Annotated in this window: 22 protein-coding genes and 3 pseudogenes; 20 read left to right on the top strand and 5 right to left on the bottom strand. The window is 62.3% G+C overall.

Annotation, left to right across the window (positions count from 1 at the left end; all coding sequences use genetic code 11):
• Window positions 1-373 precede the first annotated feature (373 nt).
• Entirely contained in the window at window positions 374-685 is a 312-nt protein-coding gene (locus ACI77I_RS10770) for a hypothetical protein (RefSeq protein WP_242151058.1), read from the bottom strand.
• 196 nt (window positions 686-881) lie between these two features.
• Between ACI77I_RS10770 and ACI77I_RS10775 the strand changes: the two genes are divergently transcribed.
• Entirely contained in the window at window positions 882-1,718 is an 837-nt protein-coding gene (locus ACI77I_RS10775) for a putative metallopeptidase (protein WP_406997466.1), read from the top strand.
• Here ACI77I_RS10775 and ACI77I_RS10780 read toward each other — a convergent pair.
• A complete protein-coding gene (locus ACI77I_RS10780; protein ID WP_242151055.1) occupies window positions 1,640-2,377 on the bottom strand; it encodes a GntR family transcriptional regulator in 738 nt (245 codons plus the stop codon). The two genes, ACI77I_RS10775 and ACI77I_RS10780, sit on opposite strands and share 79 nt — an antisense overlap.
• Before the next feature lie 213 nt (window positions 2,378-2,590).
• On the opposite strand from ACI77I_RS10780, the gene ACI77I_RS10785 reads away from it, so the two are divergent.
• From ACI77I_RS10785 to ACI77I_RS10795, 3 genes and pseudogenes are all read left to right on the top strand, one after another.
• Window positions 2,591-3,424 (top strand): amidohydrolase family protein, encoded by an 834-nt coding sequence (locus tag ACI77I_RS10785; RefSeq protein ID WP_406997467.1) that lies wholly within the window; start codon window positions 2,591-2,593, stop codon window positions 3,422-3,424.
• 30 nt (window positions 3,425-3,454) lie between these two features.
• Entirely contained in the window at window positions 3,455-4,753 is a 1,299-nt protein-coding gene (locus ACI77I_RS10790; protein WP_406997468.1) for an SLC13 family permease, read from the top strand.
• 199 nt (window positions 4,754-4,952) lie between these two features.
• A pseudogene (locus tag ACI77I_RS10795) lies at window positions 4,953-5,090 on the top strand (PAS domain-containing protein); the annotation flags it as partial.
• 262 nt (window positions 5,091-5,352) lie between these two features.
• On the opposite strand, the gene ACI77I_RS10800 reads toward ACI77I_RS10795, so the two are convergent.
• The 3 genes and pseudogenes from ACI77I_RS10800 to ACI77I_RS10810 all read right to left on the bottom strand — a co-directional run.
• The gene (locus ACI77I_RS10800; RefSeq protein ID WP_406994571.1) at window positions 5,353-6,435 is read right to left on the bottom strand and encodes a methyl-accepting chemotaxis protein; all 1,083 of its coding nucleotides are present in this window, start codon (window positions 6,433-6,435) and stop codon (window positions 5,353-5,355) included.
• A 306-nt stretch (window positions 6,436-6,741) separates the two neighbouring features.
• Window positions 6,742-7,344: pseudogene (locus ACI77I_RS10805) on the bottom strand (cache domain-containing protein); the annotation flags it as partial.
• Between the two features lie 325 nt (window positions 7,345-7,669).
• Window positions 7,670-7,936 (bottom strand): annotated as a pseudogene (locus ACI77I_RS10810) (transposase); the annotation flags it as partial.
• A 95-nt stretch (window positions 7,937-8,031) separates the two neighbouring features.
• Here ACI77I_RS10810 and ACI77I_RS10815 point away from each other — a divergent pair.
• The 16 genes from ACI77I_RS10815 to gspD all read left to right on the top strand — a co-directional run bounded on the left by ACI77I_RS10815 (window position 8,032) and on the right by gspD (window position 24,495).
• Entirely contained in the window at window positions 8,032-10,437 is a 2,406-nt protein-coding gene (locus ACI77I_RS10815; protein ID WP_406997469.1) for a TonB-dependent siderophore receptor, read from the top strand.
• Between the two features lie 313 nt (window positions 10,438-10,750).
• Window positions 10,751-11,665 (top strand): Fe(3+) dicitrate ABC transporter substrate-binding protein FecB, encoded by a 915-nt coding sequence (locus ACI77I_RS10820; protein ID WP_406997525.1) that lies wholly within the window; start codon window positions 10,751-10,753, stop codon window positions 11,663-11,665.
• 2 nt (window positions 11,666-11,667) lie between these two features.
• Window positions 11,668-12,657: an iron-dicitrate ABC transporter permease FecC gene (fecC, locus tag ACI77I_RS10825; RefSeq protein WP_263273584.1), complete on the top strand. Its 990-nt coding sequence runs from the start codon at window positions 11,668-11,670 to the stop codon at window positions 12,655-12,657.
• Entirely contained in the window at window positions 12,654-13,622 is a 969-nt protein-coding gene (locus ACI77I_RS10830; RefSeq protein WP_406997470.1) for a FecCD family ABC transporter permease, read from the top strand. Before fecC ends, ACI77I_RS10830 begins: the two co-directional genes overlap by 4 nt.
• Before the next feature lie 4 nt (window positions 13,623-13,626).
• Window positions 13,627-14,418: a Fe(3+) dicitrate ABC transporter ATP-binding protein FecE gene (gene fecE / locus ACI77I_RS10835; RefSeq protein ID WP_406997471.1), complete on the top strand. Its 792-nt coding sequence runs from the start codon at window positions 13,627-13,629 to the stop codon at window positions 14,416-14,418.
• Between the two features lie 468 nt (window positions 14,419-14,886).
• The gene (gspE, locus tag ACI77I_RS10840) at window positions 14,887-16,584 is read left to right on the top strand and encodes a type II secretion system ATPase GspE (RefSeq protein WP_406997472.1); all 1,698 of its coding nucleotides are present in this window, start codon (window positions 14,887-14,889) and stop codon (window positions 16,582-16,584) included.
• Window positions 16,581-17,777 carry a type II secretion system inner membrane protein GspF gene (gspF, locus tag ACI77I_RS10845; protein ID WP_406997473.1) on the top strand — a complete coding sequence of 399 codons (1,197 nt, stop codon included), beginning with the start codon at window positions 16,581-16,583 and terminating at the stop codon, window positions 17,775-17,777. The genes gspE and gspF overlap by 4 nt, the downstream gene beginning before the upstream one ends.
• 20 nt (window positions 17,778-17,797) lie before the next feature.
• Window positions 17,798-18,223 carry a type II secretion system major pseudopilin GspG gene (gspG, locus tag ACI77I_RS10850; protein WP_406997474.1) on the top strand — a complete coding sequence of 142 codons (426 nt, stop codon included), beginning with the start codon at window positions 17,798-17,800 and terminating at the stop codon, window positions 18,221-18,223.
• A 7-nt stretch (window positions 18,224-18,230) separates the two neighbouring features.
• The gene (locus ACI77I_RS10855) at window positions 18,231-18,656 is read left to right on the top strand and encodes a prepilin-type N-terminal cleavage/methylation domain-containing protein (protein ID WP_406997475.1); all 426 of its coding nucleotides are present in this window, start codon (window positions 18,231-18,233) and stop codon (window positions 18,654-18,656) included.
• Window positions 18,653-18,985, top strand: coding sequence for a prepilin-type N-terminal cleavage/methylation domain-containing protein (locus ACI77I_RS10860; RefSeq protein WP_406997476.1), 333 nt, complete (start codon window positions 18,653-18,655; stop codon window positions 18,983-18,985). Before ACI77I_RS10855 ends, ACI77I_RS10860 begins: the two co-directional genes overlap by 4 nt.
• Window positions 18,982-19,590: a prepilin-type N-terminal cleavage/methylation domain-containing protein gene (locus tag ACI77I_RS10865; RefSeq protein WP_242151015.1), complete on the top strand. Its 609-nt coding sequence runs from the start codon at window positions 18,982-18,984 to the stop codon at window positions 19,588-19,590. Before ACI77I_RS10860 ends, ACI77I_RS10865 begins: the two co-directional genes overlap by 4 nt.
• Window positions 19,587-20,288, top strand: a complete 702-nt coding sequence (locus ACI77I_RS10870; protein WP_406997477.1) for a type II secretion system minor pseudopilin GspK — start codon at window positions 19,587-19,589, stop codon at window positions 20,286-20,288. Before ACI77I_RS10865 ends, ACI77I_RS10870 begins: the two co-directional genes overlap by 4 nt.
• Window positions 20,285-21,277 (top strand): type II secretion system protein GspL, encoded by a 993-nt coding sequence (locus tag ACI77I_RS10875; protein WP_406997478.1) that lies wholly within the window; start codon window positions 20,285-20,287, stop codon window positions 21,275-21,277. Before ACI77I_RS10870 ends, ACI77I_RS10875 begins: the two co-directional genes overlap by 4 nt.
• Entirely contained in the window at window positions 21,252-21,851 is a 600-nt protein-coding gene (gspM, locus tag ACI77I_RS10880) for a type II secretion system protein GspM (RefSeq protein ID WP_242151007.1), read from the top strand. Before ACI77I_RS10875 ends, gspM begins: the two co-directional genes overlap by 26 nt.
• Window positions 21,848-22,366: a hypothetical protein gene (locus ACI77I_RS10885; RefSeq protein ID WP_406997479.1), complete on the top strand. Its 519-nt coding sequence runs from the start codon at window positions 21,848-21,850 to the stop codon at window positions 22,364-22,366. The genes gspM and ACI77I_RS10885 overlap by 4 nt, the downstream gene beginning before the upstream one ends.
• 5 nt (window positions 22,367-22,371) lie before the next feature.
• Window positions 22,372-24,495 (top strand): type II secretion system secretin GspD, encoded by a 2,124-nt coding sequence (gene gspD, locus ACI77I_RS10890; protein WP_406997480.1) that lies wholly within the window; start codon window positions 22,372-22,374, stop codon window positions 24,493-24,495.
• Window positions 24,496-24,896: the final 401 nt, after the last annotated feature.

The following is a 24,896-nucleotide window of genomic DNA, read 5'->3' on the forward strand; positions in this document are numbered from 1 at the left end:
CATCGCCAAGGCAATCGACGCAGCAAGGGCTGCTGGATCGCCTCAGGGCTTAGTTGTCGCTGAGTTGCGCGGACACGCCTACGCGCAAACCTGAATCATGGTGAATTGAGGTTGGTAGCAGTGCCAGAGTGATGAGGATTATTGCTCGGATGGACTTTCGCATAGGTAACACCTGTTTAAGTGGGACACCTACACATCTTCCAGACTAAGGCCTTTCAAATCACCTCAACTAAATGCACTTACTGATACCTCGCTTTCAGCCACTACTTAATCAGACCGAGACAATTTATGACATCTAAGCAACCTGACGGGGAGGCAATCGAACGTGCCTGCCGGGCCGGGCTGAGAGTCGGCGGGCCTGAGAGGCCTCGTTTTACTTCACGTATTTGACGGTTGCGCTAACCAGCAACTGGTCGTTGACCGTAACCTTGCAAAAGCGCTTCGAAACTGTTTTGTTATCAATCGCGAGTGTGGGGGCGCATTGCAAGAACACCTTTTTACCCTTCCAGTCCTGAGCTACACCAGCAGTCGTTGCGCTCGCATACTCTTTCATGAATTTGCGATTCCAAGGTCCGAAATACACCTCCGGTTCGCCGCCTCCGAAGAAACCAGATTCCTGCGTGGCGCAGATCGTACCTTCTACCCTTTCGCCGTCGATGATATTGGCGTCGGTATAGCAATTCATCAGGCCGTTCCAAGCGTCTAGATCTACTGGCCCCCTGTTAACCCAGGTAGGGGCAGTAACGCATCCTGAGAGGGTTGCGACTGCGAGAGCGCTAAGGCAAATGCATTTAATACGAGACATTGAATTGAGCTTCCTTGCTTTTTGAAGCCGTCACCAATACCCGTAACACGCCACAATTTCAAGTTCAGGGTGATCCATGGAAAGGCCATACCCACCATCGTCACTTCTTGAGCTGTCCGAGCTTTCCGACTTTGGCATCCGACTGACTCCGGCTCCTGATGTGTGGGAATGGCTTCAGGCCCAGATCCTTGCCGCCACCGGCAGCATTCACAACGAAGATCACGCCCATCTACTGGATGCAGACATTCGGATCATGTGGGCGTCGTCGAGCTTCGAGAAGCAGGGCAGAACAGTCCTGGGCCAGGCCGAACGGCTAGCGTTCCGCGCCGGCGGCTGGCAGAAAGCCCGGATGGAGCAACAGATGCGTGATTGGTTCGGCGATGTGCCGGCCTTCATCATCGCCCTGGCTACTGACTACTGCGCCGAGTGCAACGACCTTGAGTTCTGCGCACTCATCGAACACGAGCGCTATCACCTGGCTCACGCGACCGACAAGTACGGTCAACCAGCATGCAATGTGGATGAATTCTTCAACCGCCGCACCGAGCGCTTGCGCGGTGACTACGATAAATGGCTTAAGGCCATCAGCGAGCGCGCTGAGAAGGCAGAGTCCTTCGCTGCCAAGTTCCAGGGCAAAGTCCTGGGCGATTCGGTACGTGGTGCTGCACTGAAAGCCGGCGCGCTGCCCGAAGCAACCGACGACATCATCCTGCGCGCCAAGGGCGTGTTCACCCTTAACGAAGATGGCGATGCGGTCGCCGTTGATGAATCCGACCAGGTCATCCTCGGTAAAGACGGCAAGCGTTGCTGCGCCGGGCCGCCTTGCCACTGGGTTCATGAGATATCGATCTGGTACCTGAACCCCTCGGCCGCTGCGCGGGAAATTCGGTATTCGAGCGGGGAGCGGTCATAGCCCAGGGCGGTGCGCTCGATGGTGACGACCGGGGCGCCTTCTTTGATCGAAAGGATTTTGGCGATGGCCCGGTCGGCTTGCTCCACGGTGAGGGTCTCGGTCGCCGAGCCGATACATTGGCCGCATTGGGTTTCATAAAACGGGTAGAGCAGTTTGCCGAAGCTTTCGGAATTAATGTCCAGCAATGCGCCGAACCGTGTGACGGGGAGCCAGATATCCTCGTGAAACAGTGTGCGGCTTTCAACCATCCGCAGCCGCTCCAGGTGCACGACGTCTTCGTCGTCCTGCAACTTCAGTGCTGTTGCCACCGGCTGTGAGGGTTTTTGCCGGTTCTTTGCCAGGATGCGGCTGGTCGGTATTTCGCGTCCACCCGCGGCATTCACTTGCCTGAAGAATCGCGCCAGTGAGGCATCGAAGTTGGGGCGGCGCACGTAGGTGCCACGGCCCTGGCTGCGCAGGAGCAGGCCTTCATTGACCAGCGTGTCCACGGCCTTTCGTACCGTGCCGATGGCCACACCATAGTGTTTGGTGAGCTCGGCCTCCGTGGGGATGGGCGAGCCTGGCATCCATTCGCCAGTGCCGATCTTGGCGAGCATTTCTTCTCGCAGGCGCTGATAGAGCGGCAAGCGCTCGTCGTATCCGAGGGTAGGGGTGTTCATTTTTCTTTGATTCCTTTTCGGCATGCGGAGCCACTTTATCACCTGCGTGAGGTTTGACAGATATCTATCCCTGAATATATGGTGATCTAGTCATATATATGAATTTGCGACGTCTACACACATACTGATGATGACAGATTGGGCCAAAGGGCCTGGTTTCTCAGGGGCGGCAGGTGATTTGCCATAACAACAAACGATCGGGGTTATCTGTTTATGACCAGCCTTCACCCGCCTGCCTTCACCGGTGTGGACACGCACGCCCACGTCTTCCGCCAGGATCTGCCGATGGTTGCCAACCGTCGCTACAGCCCGCGTTACAACGCTTTGGTGGAGCAATACCTGGATCATCTGGATCGCCACGGTTTTTCACACGGCGTGTTGATTCAGCCGAGCTTTCTGGGCACCGACAATCACTTCATGCTCGACGCGTTGCGCCGTTATCCGCAGCGCTTGCGTGGGGTGGCGGTGGTGGATGTCGACGTCAGCGAAACCCAGTTGGACGAATTGGCCGAAGCCGGTGTAGTCGGCATCCGTTTGAATCTCATTGGTAAGGCGCTGGCGGATTACAGCGGCCCAGCCTGGACCGCTCTGTTCCAGCGGTTGGCGCTGCGGGGATGGCAAGTGGAAATTCAGCGCGGCATCGATGACCTGGCGCTGATCGTATCGGCCATCAGGGCCTGCGGTGTCACCGTGGTCATTGATCATTTCGGCCTGCCGACGGGGGGCATCAATGCCGGGCACCCCAACCATCAGGCGTTTCTTGAGTTGCTGAACGATGACGGGGTGTGGCTCAAGCTGTCCGCCGCGTACCGCAGTCAATCCGATCTGGCCCAGGCATCGCATGCGCTGGCTCTGGTGCGCGACGCGAGTGGCGGTCTCCAGCGACTCGTCTGGGGCAGCGATTGGCCCAACACTCAGTTTGAACAGCAGACGGACTATGCCCGGCAAGTGGCTTTCCTCGAAGGCTTGCTGCCGGACGCGACCGAGCGTGCGCATGTGCTCAAGGACAACCCAGCGAAGCTGTTTGGCTTCGACATTTCACGCTAAACGATCAATAACAATAATAGGACTTCCATCATGATGAGCCTGCTCGTCGTCGCGGCAATCGTTGTCGCCGTCGCCCTGGGTTACAAGACCAAGATCAACATCGGTCTGTTCGCCATCGCTTTTGCTTATCTGATCGGCTGTTACGGCATGGGGTTGAGCCCGTCCGAAGTCATCAGCCTGTGGCCGCTGAAGATTTTCTTCATCATCTTCTCGGTTTGTCTGTTCTACAGTTTTGCCACCGTCAATGGCACGCTTGAAAAACTGGCGGAGCATCTGATTTATCGATGCCGGTCGATGCCTCAACTGTTGCCGTTCGCGGTCTTCTTCACGGCAACCACCCTCTCGGCGATGGGGGCGGGCTACTACACAGTGCTGGCGTTCATGGCGCCCATCACGCTGCTGCTGTGTGAGCGCACCGGGATGAGCCTGATCACGGGCGGCATGGCGGTCAACTATGGCGCTTTGAGCGGAGCCAACTTCGTCTCCAGCCAGAGTGGTATCATTTTTCGTGGCTTGATGGCCAATGCCGGCATCCCGGAAAACGAGGCCTTTATCAACGCCGCAGCGATTTTCGCCAGTACCCTGGTGATACCGCTGGCGGTGATTTCGGTATTGGTGTTTCTCACCGGCCACGGCAAGGCGATGAAGGCGTGCGCTTATGCGGTCGCCGTGCCGACGCCGCTGAACCGCGAGCAGAAAGCCACCCTGTGGCTGACGTTGGCGATGATGGTGATCGTGCTGGCGGCGCCCATCGCGCAAATTGTCTTCCCGGACAACTCCACGGTGAGCTTCATCAATTCGAAGATGGACATCGGTTTGATCGCCAGCCTGTTCTCGGTGATCGCGCTCTTGCTGAAACTGGGCGACGAACGCAAGGCCATGGCGTCCGTGCCCTGGGGCACGTTGATCATGATCTGCGGTGTGGGCATGCTGATTTCGGTCGCGATCAAGGCTGGGACCATCGACTTGCTGGCATCGTGGATGGGCAATAGCATTGCGCCGATCATGGTGCCGATTGTCTTCGGTGTGGTGGCGGCGTTCATGTCGCTGTTCTCCAGCACGCTGGGGGTGGTGACGCCGGCGCTGTTCCCGTTGGTGCCACCGCTTGCCACGGCACTGGGGCTCGATCCGATGATCCTGTTCGTGGCCATCGTCGTGGGCGCTCAAGCCACCGCCATCTCGCCGTTCTCCTCGGGTGGCAGCTTGATATTAGGCTCATGTACCACGGAGCAGAGCCGCAGCTCACTGTTCCAGCAGCTCCTGTTTCGCGCAGCGCCTCTTGGCTTTGTCGCAGCACTGGTGTTCAACACTGTCCTGACGTTCGTCTAAGCACGGCTCTTCACGGCCCGGCGCCTTTGCCGAGCCGATGCGTTTGGCACGTCGATCAACCAATAGGGAAAAATGACCCTCATTGATGAGCTGGGAAGTGTGCAGGCCATCCGATAACGGTCAAATCGAATGGGATTGCTTGCCGCCGCCCATCACGTTAAGGCTTTGATCGCGCTATCTGAAGCGGACACTGAAGCCCATGCCCGTTGATTTACGAGCGCTCTATCCAAAATTGATCCACCTGAAGCTGGACACGGTGTTCGTCGTCGACCTGGGCAACCAGATTGCGTTTGTCAGTGACGCCTGTGAGGCACTGCTGGGTTATCGCGCCGAGGAATGGAGGTTATTCAGCCGAGTGTTGGTAACCCCCCTGTCACGTGCGTTCTCCTGCGCTGGGTGGGTGGTCCTTGGATAAGCAGTAAGCTTGCGTTGCTCCTTCATCTAATCACTCCAGGCCTACAGAGCTGGGCAGTCGAGCCTTTCCCGGCGCCTGCAAGGGTGCTTAGGTGTCAACGCCAACCAAAAAGGGACCTCCAGAGGGGCACTTTTACATTGGCGGTAACACTTAGGACTCAACACGGGCGGTTCATGCGCCCATATCACTGACGGCTCATGCCCCCCAGGCGCAGCGACAAGTCCTGCATGCCCTGGCTGAGGGTGCTTAGGCTGGCCGCGTCGCGGGCGCCTTCCTCGCTGGCGGTATGGATGCGCACGGCCAGCTCATTGATTTCCTGAGTCACATGGCTCTGTTCCTGGGCCGCCACGGCAATCTGCTGCGTGCGCTGAACGATATCGTCGAAGCCGAGCACCGTGGTGCCCAGCGAGGTCGCCAGCAGATCGGCCTGGGCCACCACCGAGCGGGTACGCTCCTGGCCGGCGACCATGGTGCTGACGGCGGTGACCGAAGCCTGGCGCAATTCGGCGATCATCTGTTGGATTTCGTCCGCCGAAACCTGGGTGCGTCCAGCCAGGGTGCGCACCTCGTCGGCCACCACGGCGAAGCCGCGGCCCTGTTCGCCGGCCCGGGCGGCCTCAATGGCGGCATTGAGCGCGAGCAGGTTGGTCTGCGCGGAGATCGACTTGATTACGTCGAGTACTCCGCTAACCCCTTCGATATCCTGGCCGAGGCGGGTGATCGCGGTGGCCACGCTGCCGATGTCGCTGCTCAGGGAGACGATGGCCTGGCTGTTCTGGGTCACGTGGCCCTGGCTTTCGCGCGCTGTACGGAGGGATTTCTCGGCAGTGTTGGAACAGTCGCTGGTGGTGTGTGCGACCTCCTGGGCACTCGACGACATTTCCGTTACAGCGGTGGCGAGCAAGGTGTTGTCCAGGCGTTGGGTCTCCGCCCGCTCGGCCATGACTACCGACAACCGCGCAACGTCGTCGGCTTGGCGTAGCAGCTTCGAGGACTCATCGGCAATGGTGCGTAGCATCTGCCGGAGGCTGCCGGCGTAGCGGTTGACCGCGCCGCGCAGCAGGCCGATTTCATCCGCACGCAGAATATCCAGCTCGGCCGCGCCGGCGCCTTGCTGCTCGCCCAGACGGTTGATTTGCAGAGTGGTTTCGTCGATCTGCCTTAGCAGCGTGCGCCCCGCTAGCCATGCCAAGCCGAAAATAAGTAGCAGCACTGGTACCAGGGTAGTGAGGATGTCGATGGTCAGGCGGCTGGCGATCGCGGTCATCTGCGCTTTCGGCGTGACTAGGCCAATCACCCAGCCACTGGCGTTGATGCGCGTCAGGCTGACGTAGCCGGCCGAGCCGAGTCGGCTGTCGTCCTCAATGGCGAAGGTATGCGCCTGCTGCTGGCCGGTCTTGCGCCATTGCGTCACGTTGTTGAACCATGGCGCGCTGTTCAGCAAGCCGGTCTCGTCGGCTACAGCCTGACCTTGGCCGACTGGGAAATAGAGCACCTTGCCCGAGGTGTCCAGGGCGAAGGCATAGCCGCCGGTCACGTTGCCGTTTGCCTTGAGAAAGTCTGCCAGGCCGGTGAGGGTCAGGTCGATGGTGGCGACCCCGGCGAAGCGCTGCTCGCGGGTGTAGCCAATGGTGCAGGTGGTCATCAGGATCTTGCTGATCGGGTCCTCATAGGCGTCCGACCAATTGCAGTGACCATCTTTGCCGGTCTTCCCCTGGGCGTACCAGTCGGCTGCATGGTAGGCCTCGGCCTGTGGCGCGTTGTATTCCTCGGAGTAGCCCAGGCTGCCCTGGTTGCGCGCCCAGTAGAAGCTCCGCCTTTCGACACCGGGAGTGAAGGCGTTCGGCTCGGGCCAGAGGCCACCGCCGGCCACCGCCGTGTCGCCCTGGGAATCGATGATGCGCGCAAGGCTCGGCTTGACCAGCTCCACGTCGTTGGGCAGGGTCGCGCCTAGGCTGGCCATGGCACCCACCCGTCCGTCGATTTCGGCTAGCTTGATGGTCAACTGGCGCGCGATGGCCACCGCCGATTGCTGCGCGCTCTGGGTATTCGACGCGATCAGCTTGGGCTCGCCACTGAGCACCATCACCGCGTAGATGGAGCCGGCGGTGACCAGCACGATAGCGCCCATCGCCAAGCTGAAGCGCGACATGACTTTTACAGGCAGCAGGCGCATGGCCGTCTCCTTGGGGAGTAAGAGAACCGGCGCCCTAGGCGAACGGCAAACACAGTATCATCTGGAACTATCGGCGCCTTACCAGGAATCATGAGGGCGCCGGACCAATAAACTGCACCTTTGGACGGTCATCAAGCCGCCGTGTCCGCCAATTCAAGGCCAGTTGATCGATACCCTTGCGGCCGCAGATCAGTCGCCCGATCGCGCAAGATATTTATCTCTACTTCGCAGGCTTGACCGAAACGACCTCAATGAACCTCTACTTTTTTCCGTGCCATCTTCGTCGCGTCCAGTTCAGCCTGAAGCGTGCTTAACGTATCGGCCTTGTGCGCTTGGGCTTTTGCTTTTTCTCAGTCGTCGTTGGCACTGTTTGCAACGCCTGAAGCTCTGCTTCAACCGCCGCGATATCGGTATCAATCAGGTCATCTAGCAGGCTGGCCTGCTCAGGATTCATCTGCTCGCTACGCTTGGCAAACTTCAATCGCTTGAGTTGGGTGATCTCGTGAGTCAGTTTCTCAATGACCGTTTGATCGCGGTTGATCTTCTTGCTCATTGTCTCGACTTGCGAGAGCACCAGCGCCCTTAGCTCGATACTTCACCACCGGTAGAAAAACTATCGAAGGCTGTCCCTTTTTTTCACCTCGCCTGTCATTCCAGGTAAGAGAATTAAATCGAGAGCTTCCGCCAATGCCCGCCGTCTCACCCTTGCGCCTGCGCCCGCTGCTGAACCTGAGCCTGATGCTAAGCCTCAGCGCCAGCCCGTTGTTCATCCCCCTCAGCTATGCCGAAGACAGCGCCGCTCGCCGCAGCTACCAGGTTCCGGCGGGCAGTCTCAGCTCGGCGTTGACCCGTTTTGCCGGGCTTTCGGGTGTCAATCTGTCGGTGGACCCCGCGCTGGTCAGCGGTCGCAGCAGCAGTGGCTTGGTTGGCGAGTACGGCGTGGAGGAGGGCTTTGCGCGTTTGCTGCAACGCTCCGGCCTGCAGCTGCAACCGATGGGTGATCAGGCCTACATGCTGGTGCCGGTGCCGGAGGGCAGTAGCCTGCAATTGGCGCCAACGTCGATCGTCGCCACCACCGGGCTTGAGGGCGGTGATACCTACGCGGGCGGCCAAGTGGCACGCCGTGGCTCGCAAGGCTTGCTCGGTTCGCGGGATTTCATGGAAACGCCGTTCAGCATGACCACCTACACCGAGGAGGCGGTCAAGAATCAGCAGGCGCGCACCCTCGGCGACCTGATCGCCAGCGACCCATCGGTGCGCGCCACCAACCCGGCCGGTGGGCGTTATGAGCAGTTCACCATTCGCGGCTTCAGCCTGTTCAACAGTGATGTGGCCTACAACGGCCTCTACGGCGTATTGCCGACGTACACCATCGACATGGAAATGGCCGAGCGCGTCGACATTCTCAAAGGCCCCAGCCAGTTGATCAATGGCATCTCACCGCGCGGCAGTGTGGGCGGTGGGATCAACGTGGTGCCCAAGCGCGCCACCGACAGAGACATCAACTCGTTCACCGGCACCTGGGCCTCCGGCAGCCAGGCGGGCGGCGCAGTGGATGTGGGCCGGCGTTTTGGCGAGGACAATAAGTTCGGCATCCGTTTCAATGGCGTGAAGCAGTCCGGCGATACCGAATGGGATCACCAGAGCGTCGACCGTGAGATGGCCGTGTTGGGCCTGGATTTTCGTGGCGAACGCCTGCGCCTTTCCACCGACATCGGCCACACCGAACGCGACACCGACGCCCCGCAGGAGCGCGTGCAGGTCGGGCCGAATGCCAGGGTGCCGAGTGCCAACGACGTGCGCCGCAATTACGCGCAATCCTGGAGCAAGGCCAGCACCAATGACACGTTTGGCACTGTTAACGGCGAGTTCGACCTCAGTGACAGCGTGATGCTCTACGGCGGCGTGGGCGCGCGTAAAAGTAATCACGACTTCCTGCGCCACGCAGTATCCGTCACCGATAATGCCGGGGGTTTCAGCGTGCAGCCGCGTGATTTCACCCGCGACGAAAACGTGCGGACCGCCACGGCGGGTGTGCGCAGTTGGTTCCACACGGGGCCCGTCAGCCATGAGTTAAACCTGGCTGCCAGCTACTTTTATATGGACTTTGAAAACGGCGGTGCGCGCTATGCGCCAGCGTCGAGCAACCTCTACAACCCGGTGCAAACCCCCACGCCGTCGCGGCCCACACGTTTCGACGCCAAGGTCTACACCGAGAATAAGTTCAGCGGCGTGGCACTCTCCGACACCCTGGGCTTCTTCGACGACCGCCTGCTGCTGACCCTCGGCGCGCGCTGGCAGCGGGTGAAAGTGGACGACTGGAGCGACAACGTCAAAGGCGACACTGCCTATGACGAGGAAAAAATCTCGCCATCGGGCGGCATCCTCTTCAAAGCCACCGACAAGTTGTCGCTGTACGCCAACTACATGGAAGGCCTGAGCCAGGGCAAGATCGCACCGTCTACGTCGATCAACGAAGATGAAATCTTCCCGCCGTTTATCAGCCGCCAGGTCGAAGTGGGCGCCAAATATGACGCCGGGGCCTTTGCCCTCACCGCCGCCGTGTTCCGCATCAAGCAGCCCGCCTATGAAACCAACGCCACCACGCGGGTGTTCGGGCCCAATGGCAAGCGCCAGAACGACGGGGTGGAAGTCAGCGTGTTCGGTGAGCCACTCAAGGGCTTTCGCCTGCTCGGTGGCGTGATGTACATCGACAGCGAACTGACCCACACCACCAACGGCACCTACGACGGCAACCGCGCACCGGCCACGCCCAAGTACAACGTCAACCTGGGGGCTGAATGGGATGTGCCGACGCTCGAGGGTTTGACCCTGACCAGTCGCGGCATTTACTCCAGCTCGCAGTACCTGGACCAGTCCAACGTCAAGCAAATCGATGCTTGGAACCGTATCGACGTGGGCGCGCGCTACGCCTTCAAGGTCGATGACAAGCACATCACCTTGCGGGCGAATGTCGAGAACGTCGCCGATAGACGCTACTGGAGCTCGGCCGGGGCCTCGGATGACAGTGAGCCGGGCTTAACCCTGTCGACGCCGCGTACGTACCTGCTCTCGGCCACCGTCGACTTTTAACGGCGCAATCTGCAGGCTTCTTGTGGCGAGCGAGGCTGTCGTGGCGAGCGGGCTTGCCCCGCGTTGGGCTGCGAAGCGGCCCCAAAACCTGCCACTTAATTCTGACTGAAAGAACGCAGTGACCGTATCAGGGCTGCTGCGCAGCCCAACGCGGGGCAAGCCCGCTCGCCACAGAATGTGCGCAGCGGCTGTAAATGAAAAAGCGTTAATAAGAATGTTTTTTGATTGCATCGCCCCAATATGGAATAGTACCCGCCGTTTTCCCCAGCCGGTCTAGCTGGGATGTTCCAACGCCGAGGTCCTTGTCATGCGAATGCTGCGCTCCATCCCGACCCTTGCCGCCTGCCTCCTGGCGTTCTCTTCAAGCGTGTTAAGCGCTGCCCCCATCGACCTCAATGACGGCCAGCACGCGGTGCACTTGCCGGATGCGCCCAAGCGCGTGGTGGTGCTGGAGTTTTCCTTCCTCGACAGCCTCGCCGCCGTTGACGTCACCCCGGTCGGTGCCGCCGACGATGGCGATGCCAACCGCGTATTGCCGCGTGTGCGCCAGGCCATCGGCCAGTGGAAATCCGTGGGCCTACGCTCGCAACCGAGCATCGAGGAAATCGCCCGGCTCAAGCCGGACCTGATCGTCGCCGACCTCAATCGCCACCAGGCGCTGTACAGCGACCTGTCGAGCATCGCGCCGACGTTGCTGTTGCCATCGCGCGGCGAGGACTACAAGGGCAGCCTGAAATCCGCCGAGCTGATCGGCAAGGCGCTCGGTAAAAGCCCGCAGATGGAGGCGCGCATCGCGCAGAACCGTGAGCACTTGCAGGCAATCGCCAAACAGATCCCCGCGGGTGCCAGCGTGCTGTTCGGCGTCGCGCGCGAGGACAGTTTTTCCGTGCACGGCCCGGACTCCTACGCCGGCAGTGTGCTGGAGGCTATCGGCCTGAAAGTGCCGTCGGTACGCGCCAAGGCCGCCCCCACCGAATTTGTCAGCCTGGAACAACTGCTCGCGCTGGACCCGGGCTGGTTGCTGGTGGGTCACTACCGTCGCCCAAGCATTGTCGACACCTGGAGCAAGCAGCCGCTGTGGCAGGTGCTCGGTGCCGTGCGCAATCACCACGTGGCTGAAGTCGATGGCGACAGCTGGGCACGTAATCGCGGTGTCTTGGCGTCTGAGCAAATCGCCGAAGATGCCTTGGCCATTCTCAAAGGCGGCAAAGCCGTATTGAGCCAATAAGCATGGGGCGAAGTCTCGCGGCGGCAAGCATTGTGCTGCTGGGCGCCTTGCTGTTCTGGCTGTCTTTGTACAGCTGGTCACCGTTCACCATCACCGCAGCAGATGCGTGGAATGGCCTGGTTCATCAGGGCAGCGTGGGCGGCAATATGGCCTATATTGTCGCCCAACTGCGGGTGCCTCGGGCCGTGTGCGCGGCATTGGTCGGTGCCTGCCTGGGCCTGGCCGGTGCGCTGATGCAGGGCATTACCCGCAACCGCCTGGCCTCGCCGTCGCTGTTTGGCGTGACGGCGGGTGCGGCGTTGGGGTTGGCGTTGTTCTCGACCGGGTTGGTCGCGCCACCCTTTGCCGGTGGTGCATTGTTGATGACCTGCCTGGGCGGCGCATTAGCCTGGGTCACCGTGTTCAGCCTTGGCGGTGCGTGGTCGCCGACCACCGCCCAAGGTCGATTGGTATTGGCCGGCGTGGCTGTCGCCGCATTGTGCGCAGCGTTGACCCGGCTCACGGTGATTCTGGTCGAGGCCCAGGCACAAAGCGTGCTGAACTGGCTGGCTGGGTCGTTAGCCAACGTCGGCGCGGCCCAGGTGCAATTGCTCTGGCCTTGCACCCTAATCGGCGGCCTGTGGGCGCTGTGGTGCGCGCCGCGCTTGAACCTGATCAACCTCGGCGAAGACGCCGCACGCTCGTTGGGCGTCGGCATTGGCAGCCTGCGCTTGCAGGTGTTTATCGCCAGCCTGTTGCTGGTGGGTGCGAGTGTCTGCGCCGTCGGCCCGATTGGTTTCGTCGGGCTGATCGCGCCGAATATCATTCGGCAATTTCTCGGCAATGACTACCGCTGGCTGATTCCACTCAGTGCGGCGTTGGGCGCGGTGATCGTGCTGGGCGCCGACTTGCTCAGCCGCGCCGTGGCCTTTCCAGTGGAAACGCCCGCCGGTGTGGTCACCGCACTGATCGGCGCGCCGTTCTTCCTCTTTCTGGCCAGGCGCGCGTTATGACTCAGCCACGATTACGCCTGTGGCTGCTGCTCGGCGGGGTGCTGGTCGCGACCTTTATCAGCCTCAGCGCCGGCACCGTGTGGCTCACGCCGCAAACGGTGCTGGAGCGTCTGCTGGCCCACAACACCCTCGACTTCGAAGTCTGGAACCATCGCCTGCCGCGCAGCCTGATCGCCATCCTCGCCGGTTGCGCATTCGGCTTGGCCGGGGCGATTGTGCAGGGTGTGATTCGCAACCCGCTGGCCTCGCCGGAAATCCTCGGCGTCACTCAAGGCGCCGGGCTGGCGCTGACCGTGGCGATCATCAGCTGGCCGCACCTGCCGATTGCCTGGCTGCCATTGGTGGCGTGTCTGGGGGGTGCCGGTGGCGCCTTGTTGCTGGCGCTGTACAACACCGGCGTGAGTTTTTCCGGGGTACGGTTTGCGCTGTCCGGTGTGGCGATTGCGGTGACTTTATCCAGCATCACCGAGTTCCTGATCCTGTCCCATCCGCTGGACATCAACACCGCCTTGCTCGCCCTGACCGGCAGTTTGTGGAGCCGCAACTGGCACCACGTCGCGTTGGTGCTGCCGTTCCTGCTGCTGATCCCGCTGGGCCTGTGCCTGGCCAAACCGCTGAACCTGATTGCCCTTGGCGACGAAGCCGCCCACAGCCTCGGCACCGCACTGACTCGCACACGCTGGTTGGCGATGGCCTGCGCGGTGGTGCTCACCAGCCTGGGCGTCGGGGTGATCGGGCCGATTGGATTTATCGGCCTGGTCGCGCCGCACATGGCGCGGCGGCTGGTGGGCGGGCATCACCAGTACCTGCTGCCGGCCGCCATGCTGATCGGCGCGCTGTTGCTGGTGCTGGCCGACACCCTCGGGCGCAAGTGGATCGCGCCCAGCGAAATCCCTGCGGGGGTTCTCACGGCGGTGATTGGCGCGCCGTATTTTCTTTGGTTACTGGCACGGTTCAAGGGCTGATGACATGAGCATTCTGCAGGCACATCAACTCGACATCGGCTACGGCGCCACGCGCATCGTGCAGGGTTTGTCGTTCGCACCGCCAGCGGGTCGCGTTACTGCACTCATCGGGCCGAACGGTTGCGGCAAGTCCACGTTGCTCAAGGCCTTCGCGCGCATCCTCAAGCCCGCCCAGGGCGAATTGACCTTGGACGGCCAAGCCTACGCCAGCCTGACCTCCCGCCAGTTGGCACAGCAGATCGCGTTTTTGCCCCAAGTGCTGCCGGTGCCGGAAGGTGTCAGTGTGCGCCAACTGGTCGCTTACGGCCGCAGCCCACATAACTCGCTGTGGGGCCGCCTGAGCGGCAGCGATCAATCCCATGTGACCCAAGCCATGCAGCGCCTGGAACTGGACGCCCTGGCCGACCGCGCCCTGGCCGACTTGTCCGGCGGCCAGCGCCAACGCGCCTGGCTGGCCATGGTGCTGGCGCAGAACGCGCCGGTGGTGTTACTCGACGAGCCCACCACCTACCTCGACATCAGCCATCAGGTCGAACTGCTCGACCTGATGGGCGAACTGGCCGCCGAAGGCAAAACCGTGATCACCGTGCTGCACGACATCAACCAGGCCTGCCGCTACGCCGACCACCTGGCGGTGATGCACGCTGGCAAGCTGGTCGCCGACGGTGCGCCGGCCCAAGTGATCAGCGCCGAACTGATGCGCCAAGTGTTCGATGTGCAAGTGCAGATCATGCAGGAGCCGGTGGCCGGCACGCCGATGTGTCTGGTGGAGAAGAGCACCCGCCCTCAAGCCTGACGCAATTCAAAATGTGGGAGCTGGCTTGCCTGCGATCACGGTGTATCAGTCACTGAATACATGAACTGACATGCCTTCTTCGTGAGCAAGCGCGCTCCCACATTTTTTGACCTCAGTTGCCAAGTTTTGATGTTGTTCCGGTTGAGGGCGAAGTTCAGCGCTTGAATAGGTTGGCGTGTCGTTTGATTGAGCGTGAGAGTGCCTGAATAACTAGCGAAGTGGCTAATTGCAACTAGCCAGCCCCGGTTCTCGTCTGCGAGGCCTGTAAATCAAGGGTTGTACAGGAAAGCCAGGACAGCCCCAGCCTATTCATTTCAGTTTGTTTCCCGCCTTCCGGAACTAGACTTGCAACTTCCAGTCGATTAACCCAGTTAACTCCGACTGCGGCGTGGCGAACTAATGGCACTGTTTTCGCAATGCCACTAGTTCCAAATAGCCATACTTTCTCGCAACTAGACACCCCACATCATGTCGTCAACACCCACCGATGCCTGCCATTTGCAGATCCCGCACACCGACCACGTGTGCGCGTGGCTGATGCGGCACGCTGGGTTGAAAACCGTCGACCTGGAGCGTGCTCGGCGTTTGTCCACGGACGGCAGCGACCTGGTTGGGTTGCTCACGCGCCTGGGGTTGGTCTCGGAACTCGAACTGGCTCGCGCCTGGGCCGACCTGCTGGGTGCGCCGCTGTTGCTGGCCGATGCCGCGCCGCCGTTGCTCGACCCTTTGCCCGTACTCACCGAACGTTTTATGCGCCACTACCAAGTGGTGCCCATGGGCTGGGCCCACGGTGGTCTGCGCGTATTGGCGGCCAACCCGGCGCAACTCTATCCCTTTCAGGCCCTGGCCTACGCCTGCCAGGTGCCGGTGTGGCTGGCCATCGGCCCGCGCACTGAAGTCGACACGCTGATCGAGCGCTACTACGGCCAGGGCCGCTCCGCCATGGGCACCTTGATCGAAAACCTCGATGAGCAGGGCGGCGCGCTGGAGGATATCGAACACCTCAAGGACATGGCCTCCGAAGCGCCGGTGATCCGCCTGGTCAACCTGATCCTGCAGCGCGCGGTGGAACAGCGCGCGTCGGATATCCATATCGAACCCTTCGAAAACCAGCTCAAGGTGCGCTACCGCATCGACGGCGTGCTGCACGACGCCGAGGCGCCGCCGGCCAGTTCGTCGGCGGCGGTGATCTCGCGGGTGAAGATCATGGCGCGCCTGGACATCGCCGAACGGCGCCTGCCCCAGGACGGGCGGATCATGCTGCGCATCCAGGGCAAGGAACTGGATTTGCGCGTGTCCACGGTACCCACCAGCTTTGGCGAGTCGGTGGTGATGCGCCTACTCGACCGGCAAACCGTGCAGTTCGACTTCCAAAGCCTGGGCTTTGACGGCCAGCGCCTGGCGGCGTTTCTCGACCTGCTCGAACGCCCCCACGGCATCCTGCTGGTCACCGGGCCCACCGGTTCCGGCAAAACCACCACGCTCTACACCGCGCTTTCGCGGCTCAACACCGCCGAACGCAAGATCATCACCGTCGAAGACCCGGTGGAATACCAACTCGAAGGCATCAACCAGATCCAGGTCAAACCCGCCATCGGCCTGGACTTCGCCGGCGCGCTGCGCGCCATCGTGCGCCAGGATCCGGACGTGATCATGATCGGCGAAATCCGCGACCTGGAAACCTGCCGCATCGCCATCCAATCCTCGCTCACCGGCCACCTCGTGCTCTCCACCCTGCACACCAACAGCGCCGCCGCGAGCATCACGCGGCTGCTGGACATGGGCGTGGAAAGCTACCTGATCGCCTCGACGGTCAGCGGCATTCTCGCCCAGCGCCTGGTGCGGCGCCTGGACCCGGCGACCCGCGTGGCGTTTGCAGCACCGCCGGAATTGATCGAGGAACATGGCCTGGATCGCTTGACCGACCAACGCCCGATCCTGCTCTACCAAGGCAGTTACCACGGCCGCAGCGCAATCACCGAACTGCTGGTGATGAACGACGAACTGCGCAGCCTGCTGATGCGTCACGCCGACGCCGCCACCCTGGAGCAGGCCGCGCGCCGCGCCGGTTTGCGCGCCTTGCATGAAGAAGGCTTGCGCCAGGCGCTGGCGGGCATTACCTCATTGGAAGAAGTGCTGCGCGTGACCCGTGGAGACGGCGCGTGAGCCGCTTCAAGTTTCGCGCGTTGGACAGCCAGGGCGTGGCCCAGAGCGGCACGCTGCAAGCCCAGGACCAAGCTGCCGCCATCGCCGTGCTGCACAAGCGCGGCTTGTTGCTGCTGCACATCGAAGCGGCCGGCAGCCCGAGGTTGCGCAACACGCGCGGGCAATTGAAGGGCGCCGCATTGGTAAGTTTTACCCAACAACTGGCCACCTTACTGGGCGCTGGTCAGCCGCTGGAGCGCTCGCTGAGCTTGCTGCTCAAGCAGCCCGGCCAACCCCAGGTGCGCGCGCTGATCGAGCGCATCCGCGACCACGTCAAGGCGGGCAAGCCGTTATCCGCCGCGCTGGAGGAGGAGGGCGAGAGCTTCTCGCCGCTGTACCTGAGCATGGTGCGCGCCGGTGAAGCCGGTGGCGCGCTGGAAAGCACCTTGCGCCAACTCAGCGACTACCTGGAGCGCAGCCAGTTGCTGCGCGGCGAAGTGATCAATGCGCTGATCTACCCGGCGTTCCTGGTGGTCGGCGTGTTGGGTTCGCTGGCGCTGTTGCTGGCGTACGTGGTGCCGCAATTCGTGCCGATTTTCCAGGATTTGGGCGTGCCTATCCCGCTGATCACCGAGGTGATTCTCGCCCTTGGCCAGTTTCTTGGTGCCTATGGCTTGGTGCTGCTGGCCGCGATTATCACGGCCAGCTGGCTGGTGGCGGCACGCCTGCGCGATCCGCTGCGGCGGCAACGCTACGACCGGCGCCTGCTCGGCGTTCGCGTGATCGGCCCGCTGTTGCAACGGGTCGAAGCGGCCCGCCTGACCCGCACCCTCGGCACCTTGCTCAGCAATGGCGTGGCGTTACTGCAAGCGCTGGTCATCGCCCGGCAAGTTTGCACCAACCACGCCTTGCAGGCCCAGGTGGCGGAGGCGGCGGAATCGGTAAAAGGCGGCGGCACCCTCGCCAGTGCGTTCGGCGCTCAGCCGCTGTTGCCGGAACTGGCCCTGCAAATGATTGAAGTCGGCGAACAAGCCGGTGAACTGGACAGCATGTTGCTCAAGGTTGCCGAGGTGTTCGACGTCGAGGCCAAGCGCGGCATCGACCGCCTGCTTGCTGCGCTGGTGCCGTCCCTGACCGTGGTCATGGCCGTGCTGGTGGCGGTGATCATGCTGGCGATCATGCTGCCGCTGATGAGCCTGACCAGCAACATATGAACCTTCAAGGAGCTATACCGATGAGACACCTTCAGCCCAGATCAGCACGCCGCCAAAGCGGTTTTACCTTGCTGGAAATGCTCGCGGTGATCGTGCTGCTGGGCATTGTCGCAACCATCGTGGTGCGCCAGGTCGGCGGCAATGTGGACAAGGGTAAGTACGGCGCGGGCAAGGCGCAACTGGCCGGCTTGAGCATGAAAGTCGACAGCTATGCACTGGACGTCGGCGCACCGCCCAACAGCCTGCAACAGCTGGTGGACAAGCCCGCCAATGCTTCCAGCTGGGCCGGGCCCTACGCCAAGCCTTCCGAACTCAAGGACCCGTTCGGCCATGCCTTCGGCTATCGCTACCCCGGTGAACACGGCGCCTTCGACCTGATCTTCTTCGGCCAGGACGGCCAGCCGGGCGGCGATGGCTACAGCGCCGACCTGGGCAATTGGGAATAACCTCGCCATGACCCAGCGCGGCTTTACCCTGCTGGAGATGCTGGTGGTGATCCTGTTGATCGGCCTCGCCGCCGGGTTGTTGGGGCTGGGTGTGCGCCAGGGTTTGCAGGTGGCCAAAGAGCGCCGCGCGGTCGGGCAGATGGTCGACGCGCTGCGCACCACGCGGGCCTTGGCGGTGGTCAGCGGCGCGGCGGCGCGCACCGAGTTTGATCTGCAACAGATGACGTTCCAGGCGCCGGGCCGCGCGCTGCAACGCTGGCCGTCTGAGCTGAGCATGACCTTGCACAGCGCCGAACAGGCCGGCTCCGCCTTCGAGTTTTACCCCGACGGCAGTTCCACCGGCGGCCATCTGCTGTTGGCCAATGGCACTCGGCGTTGGCGCATTGACGTTGCTTGGCTGACCGGCAGCGTGCAGTCCAAGGCGCTGCCATGAAATACCAAACGGGCTTCACCTTGCTTGAAATGCTCGCCGCGCTGACGCTGATGGCGGTGGGCAGCACGGTGTTGCTGGTGGCTTTCGGCCAAAGCGCACGTTCGCTGGCGCAAGTCGCCCATAGCGACCGCCTCACCCACGCGGCGCTGACTGTGCTCGATCAGGAGGCGGCGGGGCCGCTGGCCGAGGGTGTCAGCCAGGGCAATCTGGATGGCATCCGCTGGCAACTGATCTGCACCCGCCAACAGCCCCGTGTATTTCGCCTCGACCTGATTGTCAGCGAAGGGCCGCACCACGCTCGTTTAAGTACCTTGAAGGCCCGCCTGTGAAGCGCCGCGAGCAGGGCTTCACCTTGCTGGAAATCCTCGTGGTATTGAGCTTGCTGTCGGTGTTGCTGATGCTGGTGGGCGGCGCATTGCTGGGCGCCAATCGCGCGGTGGCCAAGGCCCAGCGCTACACCACCAGCCTGGATGAGATGCGCGCCGCCCAGCAGTTTTTGCGCACGGCGATCAGCGAGGCGCTGCCGTTGGATGTCACCGAGGACGACAGCCAAACGGACGGTTTTTTTCTTGGTACACCCGAGCGCTTGCAGTTTGTGGCGACCTTGCCGGGTGTGCTCGGTGGCGGGATTCAGCGGTTCACCTTGCAACAGCGCGAGCAGCAATTGCAGGTGGCGTTTTCTCAGCTGGAATCCCACACCAACATCGCCCGCAGTGAGCCGCAAGTGCTGCTGAAAAACGTCGCGGGTTTACAGTTCAGTTATCGCGGCGTATCACCGCTGGGCCAAGCCACAGGATGGATTAGTGAATGGCCATGGCCCAGGCGATTGCCAGCAGCGGTGCGCATCGCCGCCAGCCTCGACGGCCCGCTGCCGTGGGTCACCCAGGTGATTGCCCTGCGCCTGAACCTTTCCAGCGGAGCGCTCGAAGAATGAAGCGCCAACGCGGCGCGGCGCTGTTGCTGGTGCTGTGGGCGCTGGCCTTGCTCAGTGTGTTGCTTGGCGGCCTGGCCGGTTGGGTGCAGCTGGAAAGCCGCCAGGCCCTGTGGCTGCGCCAGCACACCCAGACCCTGCTGGCTGCCGAGGCCGGTATCGCCCTGGCCATGGCGGATCGGCACTGGATCGCCGACGGCCGTGACATCCCGCTGACCTTCGACGACGCCCAGTTGCACGTCAGCCTGCGCAGCGAGCGCGGCAAGCTGTACCTGATCAACGCCGAGGCGGATGACTTCATGCGCCTGGCCCTGGCCTGCGGCGCTACCCAGGCCCAGGCCGGCCAACTGCTCAAGGCCCTCGAGGCGCGCCGCAAGCAAGGCTTGCCGCCGTTTCGGGTGCTTGAAGAAGTGCGCCAACTGCCCGGCATGACGCAAACGTTGTACAGCCAATTGCTGCCGGAAATCACCTTGTGGAGTGACCTGGATCGCCCCGATCCGGCCTTCGCCAGCCCGCTGATGCGCAAGGCGCTGAACCTGCCGCGCCAGAACGCTGAAGGCGCTGACCCAGGTGTTGTGCTGATGGTCGACAGCCGCGCACAGCGCCCCGGCGGCTATCAGGCACGCCTGCAAATCACCGTTTTATTGAGCCCCTCGGAGGACAGCGCGCAACCCTACCGGGTGCTGCGTTGGCAAGAATGAATCGACTGGAACCCATCGCCCGGCACTGGCGCGGCAGCCTGCTGCAACAAGGCTGGCGCCTGTGGCTCGCGGAACTGCGCGCCTGTGTGCCGAATTGGCTGGCGCTGCACGAGCCGCCAGAGCAGATCTACCACTGGCCCTTGAACGAACCTGCCGTACCCGGCAGCACGCGCCAGGTGCTGATGCTCGCGCCCGACGCCGTGCTGTTGCAAACCGTGCAACTGCCGCTGGCCGCTGCGCGCAACCTGACCGCCGTGGTCGGTTACGAGCTGGATCGCTACACCCCCTTCGAGGCTGACCAGCTGTACTTCGTCGCGCGCCAGGAGCAACGCACCGCCACGCATCTGCACGTCACGCTGGTGGCGATCCTGCGCGAACAACTGGACCAGATCCTCAGCGACTGCGCCGCCCTCGGCGTGCACCCTCATCGGGTGGATGTGAACCACCTGGGCATCGACTTGCTCCCGGCGCCGCTGCGCCCGCGCCAACGGCCCACCGGCAAAGGCCTGCAACGCAGCCTGCCGTGGCTGTGCGGTGCCTTGTTGATCGCGGCGATGCTGCTGTGGCTCAACGACCGCCAGCGCGTGCTCGACGCCATGCACGCCAGCGTACAGCAGCAAAAAGCCCAGGTCGCCGAGGTGCACGCCTTGCGCCAACAACTGCTCAACACCCGTGGCGCGGCGCAATACCTGACCCGGCGCAAACTGGCGCAGCCGCCCTTGGCCGCGTTGCTCAATGACCTCACCACCTGCCTGCCCGCCGACACCTGGCTCGACCAGTTGGACGTCAAGGACGGCGAGATTTCCTTCTCCGGGCAAAGTGCCAAGGCCAGCGCGCTGATCACCCGCATCAAGGGCTGCCACAGCCTGGAAAACGCCCAGTTCGAAGGGGTGATTCAACCCGACGCGCGCACCGGCAAAGACCAGTTCGCCTTGCGTGCCCACCTACGCCAGGAGGCCGCCGATGCGCCGACCCCTCACACCCCGTGAACGTCGCGGCGCGGCCTTACTGTTGCTGGCCGTGGTCGTTGGCGCGGCCTACTGGCTGTTGATCGACAGCTGGTTCGCCGGGCCCCTGCGTGACATGGGCGAACAGGCCGAGCAATTGCGCGAGCAGCAGCAACGCTACGCCGGCGTGGTTCGCCAAGGCGATGCGCTGCGCCAGCAACTGCAACAGGCCCGCCAGGACCCGGCCAGTAGCACCAGCTTGTTGCCGGGGGATGACCCCGACGTGGTGGCCGCCGACCTGATGCAGCGCCTCGCCGACCTGATCAACAGCCACGCCACGCTCGGTGGCGGCTGCAGCCTGACCCAACGTAAGCCGATCACCCCGGAGCAGGATGAAGGCGAGCCGTATCGCCAGGTCAAGGTCAGCCTCACGCTCAACTGCGCGATTGAGCCGCTGGAAGCGGTGCTGCATGAGCTGGAGTACCAGCCGCCGTTTCTGTTTGTGGACGAACTGCGCATCCGCCGTGGCCAGCAGGCGCCGGCCTCGGGTGGTGCGGGAAAACTGCTGGTGCACCTGCTGGTGCGCGGCTATCTGCAACCGCAGGTGGCGCGATGATCGGCGCGTTGCGCCCCTTGGAATGGGGCTTGCTCGGCCTGGCCGGGTTACTCGGCGTGTTGATGGCGGTCATCCTCAGTAGCATCGGTGATGAACCGCAGTGGCTGCCCGAACCGGCCGCCCGCGCGCATCCTTCGGCCAGTGTGCAAGTGGCGCCGAACGTGGCGCTGGATAGCCTCGCCGCCACCTGGCAGACGCCGCTGTTCAGCCCTGATCGCAGCCCCGATAGCGTGGTCGGCAAGGCGCGGGTTTCGAGCCTGGCCAACCTGACCCTCAGCGGCATCATGATCACCGGTAACCTGCAAATGGCGATGCTCAAACAGGCCGATGGCCGCCCGCTGACGGTGCGCCTGGGCCAGACGCTGCCCAACGGCTGGCGCCTGGAACACCTGACGCCGCAATACGCCCGTTTTGCCCTGGATGGCCGCACACACACCTTGAACCTCTACGCCAAGCGCCTGCCACCGCCGTCCACCCGGCCCCCGATTACTCTTCCCCGCGAGCCCTTCCCTTGATCGACATGCGCACCTCAACATTTTGCCTGGCCACCGCCCTTGCACTGGGCGGCTGTGGCGCCTTGCCCGACCGCCTCGACCCGGACGAAGATCTGCTGCGCGAAGCCATGCAGGGCACCGGTTCGCAACGCCCGCCGAGTGAGGCACCTGCGCCCGAAAGCCCCCAGCCTGCGGTCAAGTCAGCGCCGCAGCGCCAGGTGATCCGTGGCAACCAGCAGTTCGTGCGCCCGCCCGGCGCAACACCGAGCGCGAAGGAGCAGGGCGGCGACATCGTGTTCAACTTCGCCGACCAGCCAATCGAAGCGGTGATCAACAGCGTGATGGGCGACCTGCTGCACGAGAACTACAGCATCGCCCAGGGCGTGAAAGGCAACGTCAGCTTTTCCACCTCCAAACCGGTGGATAAGCAGCAGGCGCTGTCGATTCTCGAAACCCTGTTGTCCTGGACCGACAACGCGATGATCCGCCAGGGCCAGCGCTACGTGATCCTGCCCGCCGACCAGGCTGTGGCGGGCAAGCTGGTGCCGCAGATGCATGTGGCTGCGCCGTCCAGCGGCCTCTCTGCGCGCTTGTTCCCACTGCGGTATATCTCCGCCACCGAAATGCAAAAACTGCTCAAGCCGTTCGCCCGCGAGAATGCTTTTTTGCTGGTGGACCCGGCGCGCAATCTCCTCAGCTTGGCTGGCACCCCAGAGGAGCTGGCTAACTATCAGGAGACCATCGACACCTTTGATGTGGACTGGCTCAAGGGCATGTCCGTGGGGGTGTTCGGCCTGCAACGCGCGTCGGTGGCCGAGTTGATGCCCGAGCTGCAAGCCATGTTTGGCCCGGACAGCGGCATGCCGTTGGCGGGGATGTTGCGCTTTCTGCCCATCGAACGGACCAACTCGGTGGTGGCGATTTCTTCGCAGCCGCAGTACCTCAGCGAGGTGGGTGACTGGATCCGCACCATCGACGAAGGCGGCGGTAATGAACCGCAGATGTATGTGTACGACGTACGCAACATGAAGGCCTCGGACCTGGCCAAGTACCTGCGGCAGATCTACGGCAATGACGCGATCAAGGACGACACCCCGGCCAAGGTTGCGCCGGGGCTGCGCACCACCACCTTGTCATCGCTCAACAGTAACGCTGCTGGTATGCAGAACACGCCGCCGCCTGCCGAAGAACCTGAGCAAACGCCTGAAGTCGCCGAGCCTGCGCCGGATAAAAGCCTTGAGGCCGGTACGCGTATTACTGCGCAGAAAAGCAGTAACCAACTGCTGGTGCGCACGCGTGCGGCGCAATGGAAAGAGATCGAGGCGGCGATCAAACGTCTCGATAATCCGCCCCTTCAGGTGCAGATCGAGACGCGCATTCTTGAGGTCAAGTTGACCGGGGAGCTGGACCTTGGGGTGCAGTGGTATTTGGGGCGGCTGGCGGGGAATTCCTCGAGTAAGACGGTGGCGAATGCGTCCGGCAGCCAAGGCGCGTTGGGCGGTGGCGGGGCGGGGTTGGGGGCGTCGGATTCGTTGTTCTATTCGTTTGTCAGTGCCAATTTGCAGGTGGCGTTGCATGCGTTGGAGACCAATGGGCGTACGCAGGTGCTGTCGGCGCCGTCGTTGGTGGTGATGAATAACCAGCCGGCGCAGATTCAGGTGGGGGATAACATTCCCATCAGCCAGACCACGGTGAATACCGGCAACGCCGATTCCACGTTGAGCAGTGTTGAGTATGTGCAGACCGGGGTGATTCTGGATGTGGTGCCGCGCATCAATCCGGGGGGGTTGGTGTATATGGATATTCAGCAGCAGGTCAGTGATGCTGAGGGTCAGAGTGGTACGAGTGATACGCCGGTGAATCCGCGTATTTCGACGCGGTCGGTGTCGACGCAGGTGGCGGTGCAGAGTGGGCAGACGGTGTTGTTGGGGGGGTTGATCAAGCAGGACAACGCTGAAAGTGTCAGCGCCGTGCCGTATTTGGGCAAGATTCCTGGGTTGCGGTGGTTGTTTGGTAATACCAGCAAGTCCAAGGATCGGACGGAGTTGATTGTGTTGATTACGCCCAGGGTGATTACCAGCAGCAGCCAGGCGCGGCAGGTGACGGATGATTATCGGCAGCAGATGCAGCTGCTGCGGCCGGCAAAATGAAGTGAAGGAACGCGGTAGAAAATGTGGGCGCTGGCTTGCCTGCGATGGCGGTAGCTCGGGTACATATCCGTTGCTGCGGTAACGGCGGCCTATGGTTCCGCTCTTGCAGCCAGCCCTTTCAAGGTCTTTGATAAAATGCCCCAAAACTCCAGTCAAGGTGACGAAAGCGATGTGGGCAGAAGTTCTAGCGCGGTTTGAGAAAAAAGCACCGACCAGTGTCATGACTAGAGTGATATTGGAACAGGCTGTTCCTGCCGAATGGGTCGATCAGGTGTGACGATCGTTCCCACGCTCTGCGTGGGAACGCCGCCCTGGACGCTTCGCGTCCTGCTTTTGGCGCACGGTTTAAGTGGTGCGCAAGGGTGACGCGCAGCGTCACAGGAGGCACCCCCACGCAGAGC

Origin of the sequence: Pseudomonas sp. D47 (genome assembly GCF_045447305.1) — a bacterium.
GTDB lineage: Bacteria > Pseudomonadota > Gammaproteobacteria > Pseudomonadales > Pseudomonadaceae > Aquipseudomonas.